The organism is Sphingobacterium sp. Lzh-3, from assembly GCF_046764375.1.
Lineage (GTDB): Bacteria > Bacteroidota > Bacteroidia > Sphingobacteriales > Sphingobacteriaceae > Sphingobacterium.
In genome coordinates this window covers 5,304,789-5,319,069 of sequence record NZ_CP177226.1, presented here as the reverse complement: position 1 = coordinate 5,319,069, position 14,281 = coordinate 5,304,789, and the positions used below count along the sequence as shown (strand labels likewise).

Annotated in this window: 10 protein-coding genes; 4 read left to right on the top strand and 6 right to left on the bottom strand. The window is 39.0% G+C overall.

Features of this window, described 5'->3' with window-relative positions; all coding sequences use genetic code 11:
- Positions 1 to 78: 78 nt before the first annotated feature.
- Entirely contained in the window at positions 79 to 1,695 is a 1,617-nt protein-coding gene (locus tag ACLCDV_RS22490) for a pseudouridine synthase (protein ID WP_411972272.1), read from the bottom strand.
- 241 nt (positions 1,696 to 1,936) lie between these two features.
- On the opposite strand from ACLCDV_RS22490, the gene ACLCDV_RS22485 reads away from it, so the two are divergent.
- On the top strand, positions 1,937 to 2,749 hold the full coding sequence (locus tag ACLCDV_RS22485) for a lytic transglycosylase domain-containing protein (RefSeq protein ID WP_411972271.1): 813 nt from the start codon (positions 1,937 to 1,939) through the stop codon (positions 2,747 to 2,749).
- Between the two features lie 110 nt (positions 2,750 to 2,859).
- On the opposite strand, the gene ACLCDV_RS22480 is transcribed toward ACLCDV_RS22485, so the two are convergent.
- Together ACLCDV_RS22480 and ACLCDV_RS22475 are read right to left on the bottom strand one after the other, a co-directional pair.
- On the bottom strand, positions 2,860 to 3,513 hold the full coding sequence (locus ACLCDV_RS22480) for a LolA family protein (RefSeq protein ID WP_411972270.1): 654 nt from the start codon (positions 3,511 to 3,513) through the stop codon (positions 2,860 to 2,862).
- Between the two features lies 1 nt (position 3,514).
- Positions 3,515 to 6,250 (bottom strand): DNA translocase FtsK 4TM domain-containing protein, encoded by a 2,736-nt coding sequence (locus tag ACLCDV_RS22475; RefSeq protein WP_411972269.1) that lies wholly within the window; start codon positions 6,248 to 6,250, stop codon positions 3,515 to 3,517.
- A 276-nt stretch (positions 6,251 to 6,526) separates the two neighbouring features.
- Here ACLCDV_RS22475 and ACLCDV_RS22470 point away from each other — a divergent pair, with 276 nt between their 5' ends.
- Positions 6,527 to 7,036 carry an N-acetyltransferase family protein gene (locus ACLCDV_RS22470; RefSeq protein ID WP_411972268.1) on the top strand — a complete coding sequence of 170 codons (510 nt, stop codon included), beginning with the start codon at positions 6,527 to 6,529 and terminating at the stop codon, positions 7,034 to 7,036.
- A gap of 155 nt (positions 7,037 to 7,191) precedes the next feature.
- Here the strand turns inward: ACLCDV_RS22470 and tyrS are convergent, their stop codons facing one another.
- Positions 7,192 to 8,475, bottom strand: a complete 1,284-nt coding sequence (gene tyrS, locus ACLCDV_RS22465) for a tyrosine--tRNA ligase (protein WP_411972267.1) — start codon at positions 8,473 to 8,475, stop codon at positions 7,192 to 7,194.
- 103 nt (positions 8,476 to 8,578) lie between these two features.
- Between tyrS and ACLCDV_RS22460 the strand changes: the two genes are divergently transcribed.
- Entirely contained in the window at positions 8,579 to 9,262 is a 684-nt protein-coding gene (locus tag ACLCDV_RS22460; protein ID WP_333627641.1) for a hypothetical protein, read from the top strand.
- An 81-nt stretch (positions 9,263 to 9,343) separates the two neighbouring features.
- The gene (locus ACLCDV_RS22455; RefSeq protein ID WP_317669546.1) at positions 9,344 to 11,038 is read left to right on the top strand and encodes an amino acid permease; all 1,695 of its coding nucleotides are present in this window, start codon (positions 9,344 to 9,346) and stop codon (positions 11,036 to 11,038) included.
- An 88-nt stretch (positions 11,039 to 11,126) separates the two neighbouring features.
- Here the strand turns inward: ACLCDV_RS22455 and rlmF are convergent, their stop codons facing one another.
- Positions 11,127 to 12,038, bottom strand: a complete 912-nt coding sequence (rlmF, locus tag ACLCDV_RS22450; protein WP_201667220.1) for a 23S rRNA (adenine(1618)-N(6))-methyltransferase RlmF — start codon at positions 12,036 to 12,038, stop codon at positions 11,127 to 11,129.
- A gap of 77 nt (positions 12,039 to 12,115) precedes the next feature.
- Positions 12,116 to 14,062 carry a KUP/HAK/KT family potassium transporter gene (locus tag ACLCDV_RS22445; RefSeq protein ID WP_317669548.1) on the bottom strand — a complete coding sequence of 649 codons (1,947 nt, stop codon included), beginning with the start codon at positions 14,060 to 14,062 and terminating at the stop codon, positions 12,116 to 12,118.
- Positions 14,063 to 14,281 lie beyond the last annotated feature (219 nt).

The window sequence follows — 14,281 nt, the reverse complement described above, 5'->3', positions numbered from 1 at the left end:
TTTGAAAGAGCAAATATAAAAAATAAAGGACGGTTAACTGAATGACCGTCCTTTATTTTTATTTATCTTCTTAAGCGATTAAATCAGGTGTTTTAATTGCACGATTTCACGCTCCTCTAAGTATCTCCAACGGCCACGTGGAAGATCTTTTTTCGTTAGATTAGCATAAACCACACGGTCCAATTTAACGACTTCATATCCTAGTGATTCAAAAATACGACGTACGATACGATTTTTTCCTGAATGGATTTGGATGCCAACTTCACGTTTTGATCCACCTTGAACATAGCTCAAGTCATCGGGTTTGATTACACCATCTTCTAATTCGATACCAAAGCTGATTTTGTTAAAATCACCTTGTGTAAGGCTTTTGTTTAACTCGACATTATAGATTTTGCTGATGCTGTTGCGTGGGTGTGAAAGTTTTTCAGCAAGACTACCATCATTTGTCATTAAAAGTAGCCCCGTTGTGTTTCTGTCAAGACGACCAACAGGATAGATTCTTTCTTTTGTCGCTTTAGAAACAAGTTCCATTACGGTATGACGCTCCTGAGGATCATCTGTAGTCGTGATATAATCTTTTGGTTTGTTCAACAGAACATAAACATTTTTTTCACGTTTTAAACGTTCGTTGTTGTAACGGATTTCATCTGTTGCAGGGTCTACCTTGGTTCCCAATTCTGTAACAGGTTCTCCATTTACCCAAATGACACCAGCAATGATAAGCTCATCAGCTTTACGTCTTGAACAAATACCTGCATTGGCGATGTAACGGTTTAAACGAACTAAGCCATCATCCTCTGCATCCTCTGCTTTTTTCTTTGGACGTTTAATATATTGTTTATCACCAAAGTTTTTGTTGTCATCAAAATTTCTACTTCTTTCGCCATCAAACTTTCTGTTAGAAGGTCTTGAAGAGTCATTTCTGTCTGAACGTTTGAAATTATCTCTTTTATCAAAAGAACGCTCTGATCTATCGAATGATCTTGGGCTGTCATTTCTGTCTGAACGTTTGAAGTTATCTTTTTTATCGAAAGAACGCTCTGAACGGTCAAAAGATCTTGGAGTGTCATTTCTGTCTGAACGTTTGAAACTATCTCTTTTGTCAAAAGAACGTTCTGAACGGTCAAAAGATCTTGAGGAATCATTTCTGTCTGTACGTTTGAAACTATCTCTTTTATCAAAAGAACGCTCTGAACGGTCAAAAGATCTTGAGGAATCATTTCTATCTGTACGTTTGAAACTATCTCTCTTATCAAAAGAACGTTCTGAACGGCCAAAAGATCTTGAAGAGTCATTTCTATCGGAACGTTTGAAGTTATCTTTTTTGTCAAAAGAACGTTCTGATCTATCAAATTTATTGAAGGAATCTTTTTTGTCAAAAGATCTTGAAGAATCATTTTTATCAAATGAGCGGCCTCCTCTACCAAAGGATTTTTCTGAATTATCTTTTGAACGGAAGGAATTGTTCTCTCCTCGGAAGGGAGGTTTGTCTGAGAATTTTTTAGATCCGAATGATCTGTTCTCACGATTATCATCTTTTCTGAAAGAACCTCTTTCAGATTGGTCATTTGACCCATATGATTTTTTTCCGAAACTATTGTTCTTATCGCCTCTAGATTTGAAGCTATCTGAGTTGCCTCGTGACTTTCTGGAGTTGTCATCACGACTGTTCCTTTTATTGCTGAATGGCATTGTGTTTTGCTAAAATGTGAACTACAAAGTTAGGTATAATTTTGGGTTTTGCGAAAAAATCCTTATCTTTTTCTTTTTTTTGAATTTACTGCGTTTTTACGCTCAAAAAGCCGCTTTAAGTGGTCTGGAATGTAACTATTTGTTTTTTAAATAAATAGTATTTACCTTTGTACCCTTGAATTTGAACCAAGCTATTTTTTGATCGATCGGAGTCGTGGATAGGATAGCATTAAGGGAGTGAATGATAAGAAAAAAAGTTTTATGTAGTAGTTTGATTTTGTTTGCTTTATTGTTATCAAAATTATACTCAACCCCACACAACAACGCTTCAAACGGCGATAAGATCGTTGAACCGAAGCTCGTAGTAGTTCCCGCTCATCATGGGGATGAAGAAGAAAAAAAAGAAAAAAGCAATTCGTTTGAATCTTATATGAATTCATTGACATTTGCCGAAGATTCATTACCGATGGATCGTCCGCTCGTGGAAAGTAAATTGCGTAAATTTTTCAATCGATTCTCGTTTAAAAAAACAGGATCATACGATATGCACAAAAAGGCAGAGACCTATTTGCCTATGATCGCAAAGATCCTTAAATCACATGGTATTCCGGAAGATTTCAAGTACATTCCATTGGTGGAAAGCGGCCTTAGTAAAGCTGTAGTTTCATCTAAGGGCGCTGGTGGTTATTGGCAGTTTATGCCGGCAACAGCCCGATTGTATGGATTGAAAGTCAATGGTACGGTCGATGACCGGAAAGATCTTGTCAAATCTACGCATGCTGCTGCCAGATACCTCAAATACCTGTATGCCCAATTTGGTAACTGGACTTTGGTAGCTGCAGCATATAATGTCGGTGATGGTAGTCTCAAAGGTTCTATAAGACGACAAAAAAAGGACGACTATTTTGCATTGAAATTGAATAATGAAACGGGGTCATATGTGTATAAACTTGTTTCTATGAAGGAAATTATCGAACATCCGCAAAAGCATGGTTATTCGCGTTATGCAAACAAAGAAAGCGAGACCTTGGATAAGGAACCCAATATGCTATAAAATTGCGTAAAGTACAATAACGATTAAAGTACCATAAAAAAGGCTTTCCAATACTGGAAAGCCTTTTTTATGGTACTGTGTTTAATCCGAGTTATAGCGTCGATAGATTTTTATCTTAAATCGACGATTTCAAAACCTTTGTAATCATTTTTGTTGAATACAAATAGACTACCTGAAAGCGCTTTATTGCCTTCCTGCGAAGCTAATGTATAGGTATAGCGATTACCACTTTTATCAAAAACGGTCGTATCATAGATCAGGTTGCTTGCCTTATTGATACGCAGCTTTATCTTTGAATAGTTTTTTTTGCTGTCGAGCGGACTTAATTCAACAACACTTAGCGTAAGTCCCTTTACCTTTTCAGTATTGGTCAAGGTATATTTAAAACCGCTTGTATAGAAGCTGAATATGTTTGTTGGATTGATCTCGTTGGTCGAATTGCTTGCTTCTGAGATTTCCACTTCCTTTTCGGCTTTCATGATATTCCACTGTGTCCTGGAATCCGATATCAATACTTGATTTTTGGTACTGACCTGGTACTTGTTGTTACTCTTGTCGAGGTATATTGTTCCAGCGTCAGTATGTGAGCCACCATTAGCTTGTTTAATAGCTAATGAGAAGTTGGCCTGTATTGTTTTGTATGCATTGTATTTTTGGCTTACTTTCGTCAGTAACGCTTTAGCAGCGGCATCATTTTGTGCATAACTGTTTTGGCTGTATGCAATAATTAGCAAACCTACCATAAACCACAATTGTTTTTTCATCTTAGTTGTCCTTTCTTAACGTCTCCAAAAATTGTTCTAATGAATACTCATCTGGATAAAGTACCTCGCGGGCCTTACTTCCTTCAAATGGACCTACAATTCCAGCAGCTTCCAGTTGATCGATGATTCGTCCTGCTCTATTATAACCCAATTTTAATTTACGTTGGATTAATGAAGTTGAGCCTTGCTGATGCATGACAATCAATCGGGCAGCTTCTTCGAACAACTGATCGCGGTCTTTGGGATCAAAATCCACACTACCAGAACCATCTCCGTTTTCGTCTACGTATTCCGGAAGCATAAATGCCGAAGGGTAGCCTCGTTGTGCACCGATGTAGTCGGAAATTTGTTCAACCTCTGGCGTATCAACAAAAGCACACTGAATACGTATCAAATCACTTCCAGTCGCCAGAAGCATGTCACCCCGACCGATCAACTGATCTGCACCGCCTGTATCCAGAATAGTCCGTGAATCGACTTTCGATAATACGCGGAATGCAAGACGTGCAGGGAAGTTGGCCTTGATTGTACCGGTAATGATATTGACAGAAGGACGTTGGGTTGCAATAACCAAGTGAATCCCTACCGCACGGGCCAATTGTGCCAATCGTGCAATCGGTGTTTCGACCTCTTTTCCTGCTGTCATCATCAAGTCGGCAAACTCATCAACAATAAGAACGATATATGGTAAGAATCGATGACCCTCTTCAGGGTTTAATCTGCGATTGATAAATTTTGCATTATATTCCTTTAAATTCCGTACCTGCGCATTTTTTAACAAATCATAACGTTGATCCATTTCTATACACAGAGAATTTAAGGTGTTGATTACCTTCTTCGTATCAGTAATAATTGCATCTCCGTCATCAGGTAATTTTGCAAGGAAGTGGCGCTCAACTTTTTTAAATAGAGAAAGTTCCACTTTTTTCGGGTCAACAAGGACAAATTTTAGTTCGGCCGGATGTTTTTTATACAGTAAAGAAGTCAGAATGGCATTGATACCTACTGATTTACCTTGTCCGGTAGCCCCCGCAACTAGCAGGTGAGGCATTTTAGCTAAATCGGCAATATAGACTTCATTGGAAATCGTTTTACCTAAAGCAATCGGGAGGTCCATGTCTGTTTTTTGAAATTTCTCCGTAGCAAGTACCGATCGCATGGAAACCATTTCCGGATTGGAGTTTGGTACCTCAATACCGATCGTTCCCTTTCCGGGCATAGGTGCAATAATCCGTATACCCAATGCGGCAAGACTTAAAGCAATGTCATCTTCCAGGTTTTTGATTTTTGAAATCCTTACACCTGGTTTTGGTATAATTTCATACAAAGTTACCGTTGGACCTATAGTAGCTTTGATACTTTCGATTTCGATGCTGTAATTTCTCAGTGTATCAACAATCCTGTTTTTGTTCGCTTCGAGTTCCTGTTGATTGATGGTTATTTTACCTCCCCCATAGTCCTTCAATAAATCCAATGCTGGATGTTGATAACCGGAAAGATCCAATTTGGGGTCATACTGTCCGAATTGGGCCACAAGGTCACTGGCAGTGATCTCTTTTTCCTCTTTGATATCCTCTACCACCAAACCAGGTACTGCATCGGCTTCAATGGCAGCTTCTGGCACTTGCTGAGGTTCTGCTTCAATTTTCGGTGCTTGATATTCCCGGACTAGCGGTAATTCTTCCGCTTCCAATTCTTCATTCGGCTGATCAATGGTGAAACTGATTGAAGGTGTGTGCTCTGTTCGTTCCATAGGACTGTCGTCGAAGGAAAGCACCACCTTGTCTTTCGGATCAATCTGCACTTCAGGTATTGGGTGATGGGTAAAAGCAGGACGCTGAAGTTCTTCCTGCACATCTTTTTCACGAGCAGATTGAAATCGCTCATTGATTGATGTTGGGCGTTGAAAAGATTCCCGTACAGATTGGATGGAATCATCTTCAATATGAATTTTGTTTCTTAGATTTTGTGGGGCGTATTCATCCTCATCCTCATCGTCCATATCTTCGGAGAATGACTTGGATTTCCTGTTACTGAATAGGACAAATTTAAAATCGAGGTTGTAAAGTAAGATTAATGTCGTCAGATAGGCAAAAGCCAATATACAGCCAACGCCGACAATGCCAACTTGTGCTTCCAATAATTTATTGGTCCAAAAACCAAATTTCCCCTCGAGCATATGCGGTGTATCGGCCATAAATCCATGTAGGAAGCCCAATGTTACCGAGATAAAAACGATAGCGACAAAAGAATAGACCACCGTACGGTACAATGGAAGCAATGATTTCTTGAACAACAGGCGATATCCTAAAATGAATAATACCGGGATAAAGAGAAAAGATGCGACGCCAAACCATTCGTACATGAATTGGTTGGCAAGCAAAGCACCAAATTTCCCTAGTTTATTGTCAACTACGGGTAAATCAACTGCTTCATCATGAATTTCTTCCGTAGATCTAAATAATGTTGACCACCCGCCATTAGTTTTTGCGATATAACTTTGATCGTCTTCCCAAGTGAATAGGTAGGAAACGAAAGCGGTAGCAAATGCCAATGAAAGCAAGATCAATAAAATCCCCAATATCTTGACAGCCTTTTGCTGTGCATCAGAATAATCTCTTGGTACACTATTTTTTTGACTTTTTTCCTTTTTAAATGTTGTTGATTCCTTTTGAGGGGCACGTTTGCCGGAAACTGAATTCCCTGTCTGCCTAAATGTATTTCCTTTGTTTGACATTGAAAAGCTCACAATTATACTGCTTACAAACTTAGTTATTTTGATAGTATTTTAAAGATGCCGATAGCCTAATTATTTTAAGTTTGTCGTTTTTTATGAATGAATAAATTTAGATGTAGCTAAAAAGCTTGATAGTTATAATGACTAGCAAATACTATGCCCTGCAAATGGGTTTGACCAAAGAATGTCGATATCAATACAGATTGCCACTGTTTTGGTGTATTCTTTGGAGTTGCTGTAAAATATGTAGTTTTACGAATAAAAATAACAGATAGGATGAACAAGTTTGAAATACGAAAAGCGACATTAGCTGATAAAGGACGGATTTGGGAAATTATACAACAAGCAATTGCCCTCAGGAAAGAACAAGGTAGCCGACAATGGCAGGATGGTTATCCGAATGAAGATGTGGTGCAGTCGGATATTGATAAGGGCTATGGGCATGTCGTTAAGGTGGAGGATAGGATTGTAGGTTATGTTGCTATTATTTTTGATGTCGAACCTGCTTATAATGATATTGACGGAAAATGGTTAAGTGATGGTCCTTATGTTGGTATACACCGATTGGCCTCGGCGCAGGATCCGCATATGAAAGGTGTGGGGACGGCTATTATGTCTGGGGTGGAGAAGATCGCGGTTGATCATGGGGTTTATAGTATTAAGGTGGATACTAATTTTGACAATGGAGGAATGTTGCATGTATTCGAAAAGCTGGGATATCAATATTGTGGGGAGGTATATTTTAGAGGAGCTGCACGTAAGGCATTTGAAAAACTATTAAAATAACCGGACCGATTTTTTCAGCGGAGGAGGAAGAGCTTTGGATTGTATAAAAAAGTCCCTTTTGAGTTGTTCAAAAGGGACTTTTTTATACTTATGGATTATTAAAATGGAATACTGCTGATTACTTAAGGATTATTAAAGTAATATACTGCTGATTACTAATTTGCGATAATCAGGTAGTAATTCTTTTTACCGCGTTGGGCAACAATATACTTATTGTTTACAAGGTGATTTTCAGTAATAGATTCTTCTATATCAGTTGCTTTTTCTCTATTGATAGAAACTCCACCGCCCTGAAGCATTTTGCGAGCCTCACCTTTGGAAGGGAATACTTGTGTTTGAACAGCCAGTAAATCAAGAATATTGATGCCCGCTGCGAGATCCGCTTTAGCGATCTGAAACTGAGGAATGCCTTCAAATACCTCTAAAACAGCCTCGTGATCTAAGTTGTTCAAAAACTCTAAAGAACCATTACCAAAAAGAAATTCAGAAGTTTTGATCGCAGTTTCGTATGCTTCTTCGGAGTGGGTACGAATGGTGATATCTTTTGCCAGTGCTTTTTGAACTAGACGTAAATGTGGCGCTGCATCATGTTCTGCAATAATAGACGCTATTTCGTTCTGGGGTTTGAGTGTGAAAATTTTGATCCAGTTTTTAGCATCATCATCCGAGGTATTCAACCAAAATTGGTAATATTTATACGGCGAGGTTTTCTTTGGATCTAACCATACGGCACCAGATTCGGTTTTTCCAAATTTCTGACCATCGGCTTTTTTGATTAATTGCGTGGTGATTGCATAGGCAGTTCCCTGATCTTGGCGACGAATCATTTCACTTCCTGTTACAATGTTGCCCCATTGGTCGGACCCTCCCATTTGAACTTTACAGTTGTGGTGCTTCCAAAGGTAGTAGAAGTCATATCCTTGAATCAATTGATAGGTAAACTCTGTAAATGAAAGACCATTGTCACCTTCCAAACGTTTTTTTACAGAATCTTTTGCCATCATATAGTTAACGGTAATCATTTTACCGATATCACGGATAAAATCCAAAAATTTAAAATCTTTGAACCAGTCGTAATTATTAACCATTTGGGCGTCATTTTCACCTTCTCCAAATTCAAGAAATTTGCCTAACTGTTTTTTTAGACAAGCTACATTATGCTGTAGGGTAGCTTCGTCCAACAAGTTACGCTCTGCAGATTTGAAAGAAGGGTCTCCAATCATTCCTGTTGCCCCTCCAACTAGGGCAACTGGTTTGTGGCCCGCATTTTGGAAGTGGATCAACGTCATGATCTGCGTCAAGTGTCCTACGTGTAGAGAGTCGCCTGTGGGATCAAAGCCGATATAACCAGCGACTTTTTCTTTATTTAGTAAGTCTTCAGTGCCGGGCATAATATCTTGCAACATGCCTCTCCAACGTAATTCTTCTACAAAGCTCATTGTTAAATGGATTTAATTTTTTAATTTACAAGATGCAAAGATAGGAGATTAAGCGTATATTGAGCGAATAATTCCATATAAAAGCACACGCTAATAAGCTGGTATGAATTTTTTATCACATTTCTATTTTGAGCGGTTTGCGACCAACCCCGAGCGTATTGTGGGTGGACTGTTACCAGATCTGTTAAAAAATGCCGATAAATCTTTTATGCTAAAACCGCGGCAATATGAAGATGAGCTTTTGGACAATCCTCTACTCGAGCAGATGTATATCGGTTGGAACCGTCATATCGAGGTCGATCGCCTGTTTCACAATTCACCTTATTTTTTTCATCATACACATCAACTGAAACTAAAAATCCAGTCTAGTTTAGCGGGGCTGCCTATCCGGCCGTCCTTTATGGCTCATATCGCGTTGGAGCTATTGCTGGATCATATCCTAACACAAAATAAAGCGGTCTCCATCGATAAATTCTACGCTGCACTAATGCATGTCAATGAAGACGCTGTTCGGAAATTTTTGAAAATTAATCAACTGAATGATATTCCTAAGTTTGAAAAATTCTATCATCAGTTTATTGAGTGGAAGTATATTTATGACTATGCAGAGGTGGAAAAAATTGCAGGTGCACTTTTCAATATTTGTAAACGATTGTGGCAATTTGAAGTTTCAGTGGAGCAAAGACAGCTTCTGACGGAACAGCTGATTTCCTATTTACATACGCAGATGACCGATTATCAGGAAATTTACCAGTATATTCAATATGCGCTGGTAGACTTTAATTAGTCCATCAGAAAAATACCAATAGTATAAGACCTTGAAAATATTTATTTTCGCATAATTTTAAGTATCAAAAACTAAATTTACATGTCACATAGACTTTTTCGGAAGAAAAGTGTTGATCAGATTCTGCATGACACCCAAAAAGAGGGGGGGACAGGCCTTGCAAAGGTATTGGGGGTAACAGATCTGGTTTCGTTGGGTATCGCCGCTATTGTAGGGGCCGGAATCTTTAGCACAATTGGATTGGCGAGTTATGAAGGTGGACCAGCAGTCTCACTTCTCTTCGTTTTTACGGCTTTTGCCTGTGTTTTTACAGCATTGGCCTATGCGCAATTTGCCAGTACTGTTCCTGTTTCGGGCTCGGCATACACGTATGCTTATGTGGCCTTTGGTGAATTGTTTGCATGGATCATAGGTTGGGCATTGGTCTTAGAGTATGCTGTTTCCAATACGGTTATTGCCATTTCTTGGTCGCAGTATTTTGTTTCCATGCTGGAAGGCTTTGGTCTATATATACCAGCTTGGTTATCCATGGCACCGGGCTATGCTTATGACGCTGTAGACAAAATGAATCAACACGGCGCTGCTGCTCTGACCGCAATCGACCAGCATGGTCTGGATGCTTTTAATAGTGCGCCACGGATTGGCGGTGTCCCTATTATTTTTGATTTACCGGCAGGTGTTATCACGTTTTTGGTCACTTGGTTGGTTTACATCGGAATTAAGGAATCGCAGAAAGCCAGTATGGTGATGGTGATGATTAAGGTAGCAATCATCTTGGCTGTCATTTTTGGGGGTATATTTTTCATTAAACCTGAAAATTGGACCCCTTTTGCACCGAATGGCCTCAAAGGTGTACTGGGAAGTGTGGCCGCGGTTTTCTTTGCCTTTATCGGATTCGATTCGATCTCCACAACTGCTGAAGAGTGTAAAAACCCACAGCGCGATCTGCCTAAGGCAATGATCTATTGTCTATTGATTTGTACTGTATTATATGTTGCCATTACCCTGGTCTTGACGGGGATGGTTAACTATACCGAATTAAATGTGAAGGATCCACTTGCTTTCGTGTTTAAATATGTCGGCTTTGACCATATGGCCGGAATTATATCGGTGACCTCTGTGATTGCCATTACCAGTGCCTTGCTGGTGTATCAATTGGCTCAACCAAGAATTTGGATGACCATGAGTCGGGACGGTTTGTTGTGGAAGAAATTCGCGACGATCCACCCAAAATATAAAACACCTTCTTTTGCGACTATTGTGACGGGTTTGGTGGTTGCTATCCCTTCGTTATTTTTTAAAATGGACTTCTTTGTGGATCTAACGAGCGTGGGCACCTTTTTTGCCTTTATCCTTGTTTGTGCAGGTGTATTGTATATGGATTATTCGGGCTTATCTGCAAAATCCAAATTTAAAGTTCCTTACATCAATGGTAAATATTTAGTTGGTGCAGGGCTACTGATCGCTATTGGGTTCATTTTTAGCTATGCGCAAGAGACGATTCAGGAGTGGAAATCGCTCTCCTTCCTTGAAATTATAGAACATAAAATGTTGGTCATTATATTTTGGTTAACCTGGCTTGGCCTGAGTATTTATAGCTTTAAAATGAACTTTTCGCTATTGCCTGTCGTTGGTATCCTGATCAATTTGTATTTGATGACGGAATTGGGGGCAAGTAACTGGATAATATTTGTGATCTGGCTCGTAATTGGATTGGCTGTATATTTTATGTATGGCTATAAACATTCAAAGTTAAATAAACAGGCGCAAGTATAGTATATGAGAAGCGTCGTACAATAATTGATTAAAGAAAAGGAGCTATCATTTATCAGATAGCTCCTTTTCTTTGAATATCATGGACGTATTAGAATCTCCACAAAAGGATTCGGCTTACCTTATTGCCTTGTTCCATGCGGATCACCTCGGTCTCTTTTACATTTATTTTCTTTAGTTTGTGTTGTAGAAAGCGAATGTCTTCACGGTGAGCAACTAATGTTGTGAACCATTTTACTTGATCTTTGTGAAATTGACTTTCAAAGATCATGCGTGACAAGAAAGCTTTTTCACCACCATCACACCACAACTCGCTTCCTTGTCCAGAAAATGCTTGTGTGACAGGTTTTTCGTCTATTTTAGCTTCTTTAATGCCTGTAGTCTTTCGGATGGACTGCTGTAAAGCCTCGGTTTGAGAGCTGAAAAATGGGGGATTACAGATCACCACATCATATTTCTCACCTGGGAGGATAATATCTTTGAATATGGCTTTCGGGTTATTTTGTAGACGGATTTGTATGCTCTTTTTTAAGCTCATATTTGTCCGCGTTATCTCGATCGCATTTTTGTATGCGCTCTTGATAATTTCAGATCCTACAAAGCTCCATCCATACTCCTGATGCCCGATGATGGGGTAGATACAATTTGCACCAACACCGATATCAAGGACATGAACATTTCCACCTTTTGGAATCTCACCATTATTGTCTCTTGCAAGCACGTCTGCGATATAATGAATATAATCTGCTCGGCCCGGAATAGGGGGGCAAAGATTCTCTTTGGGAATATCCCAATGTTGAATGTGGTAATATTTTTTTAAAAGGGCTCTGTTTAATGTCTTTACAGCATCGGGATTGTTAAAGTCAATGGATTTTACTTTATAAGCATTTTCTATAACAAAATCTTTGAGCGAAGGTTCGACTTTGCTCAATTCTTCAAAATTATAGTTATCGAGATGTCTATTTCTAGGGTGTAATTTCTTTTTTGGATTAGCGTCTGCCATGATGTATTATTTGCAACAAAAGTAATGCAATTCTATTGAATAAAAAAGGTGATGCGCAAGCATCACCTTGAGGAGTATTAATCTTTCCGTATGAGATGGACCTCTGAAGTCTGTGGAAAATTGAGTGGAACCCGCTCAATTGTAACAAAGCTGGAATCTAAACCGAAACCTTTTTCTTCGGACAAACTCATTTTTTTGAGGTAACCATAAATGTCCATAATTACCTTTTCTACCCATGTCATTTGGTTGGTTTTGGAGAGTACTTTCTCTAAAACAACAAACTTAAAGTCTCCTGGAATATTGTGTTTACGCAAGGTGTCATATTGACTGGTAATATCAATTTCACCTTTTTTTACCATTTCCTCCACTACTTTTCTGAACAGTAGGCTGATGCGCTGTTCTTCTCTAAAGCCAAGTTTAAAATCAACGCGTATTAACTTACCCGGGATAAGCTGATCGATCGAATACTCTTTTGTATGTGGATGATCCATCACATCAACGTGGACCAGCCAATACACATCCGCACGCTTCGGTTTTTTATTAATGATTGAATAAATAATTTTAGCCTCTATCTCGGATTTGAAATTTGCACTTGTCAGATATACCAAATGTGATGCATATGGGGGAACCGATTTGTCCTCACTTAATTCGGAGATAATTGGGTAATATTTATTGATATTGATAAAGTTGACAAAACGATTTTTAATTTTTCGCGCTGTGTACCAGCAGTACATCGTTACGAATAATGCCGTAGCGAGCATAAGGGTTAACCAACCACCGTGGGCTATTTTGACACCATTTCCTACTAAGAAAGTTAATTCAATTACAAAATAAGCAACTAAAAATATAGCAATTAGCACGCGATTTACCTTTTTCATGGCGAGGAAATAACCCATTAATACCGTGGTCATCAAAACGGTTAAATTGATCGCAAGACCATAAGCTGCATCCATTCGACTAGATTCTTCAAAAACCCAGATAACAATCATACAGCCGACCCATAAAATTAAATTGATGGATGGTACATATAACTGTCCTTTATGCTCGCTCGGGTATCGGATTGCGACTTTAGGCCATATATTCAGACGTACTGCTTCTGAAATTAAGGTATAGGAGCCAGATATCATGGCTTGACTGGCGATGACCGCTGCAATCGTTGCAATAGCAATACCATAACCTATAAACCAATCGGGCATAATCGAATAGAAGGGATTTGCTCCACCTAGAACGCGCCCTTCTTGCGTCAATAACCAAGCCCCTTGACCAAAGTAATTCAATACAAGGGTGATTTTAACGTAGATCCAGCTAATACGGATGTTGTTTTTGCCACAGTGTCCCATATCCGAATACAATGCTTCGGCGCCTGTAGTACATAAAAATACTGCTCCGATCAATAATAGTGAATGGGGGTAAGTAATTAAAATATGGAAGGCATAGTAGGGGTTGATTGCTTTCATCACTTCCGGAGCTAGGTGCAGATGGGATAAACCGATTACACCGATGATCGTAAACCAGATCGTCATCAACGGACCAAAAACTTTTCCTACTACAGATGTTCCAAATCGTTGAATAATAAACAATAAGGAGATAATTGTAACAACGATTGGTACTGTAGGTAATCCAGGGAATTTAAGATCTAAACCCTCAATAGCCGAAGATATTGTGATGGCAGGGGTGATCATTCCGTCCGCTAATAAGGTTGCTGCACCTATCATCGCCGGGAAAATTAACCAAGGGGCACGTTTACGCACCAATGAATAAAGGGATAGAATACCGCCTTCACCTTTATTGTCCGCCTGCAGTGTGATCCAAACGTACTTTACTGTTGTCTGGAGGGTCAGTGTCCAAAAAACACAGGATAGCCCACCCAAGACTAAGTCTTTTTGAATGGCTCCTTGTCCCATGATTGCTTTGAAAACATACAATGGAGAAGTTCCGATATCTCCAAAAACGATTCCTAAACTGATCAATAATCCGGCGAAGCTCACCTTATTGATACTGTTGTGATGACTGTTGTCTGCCATTTATCAATTATTTTATTTCAAAATATACTGCAAAAATATACTTTTTGCCTGTACTTTATGTAGGTACATTTCCTGCGCCAAATTTTAGCATTTACTTTGACATGCGCAAGAGCTGTTAAAATTTGTTAAAAGAAACTTAGAATGAATCTATTTGCTGAAAAACTTTTAAACAAAATACTAACTTTGTTGTTGATAATTCAAATAGTTAGCGTTATATTT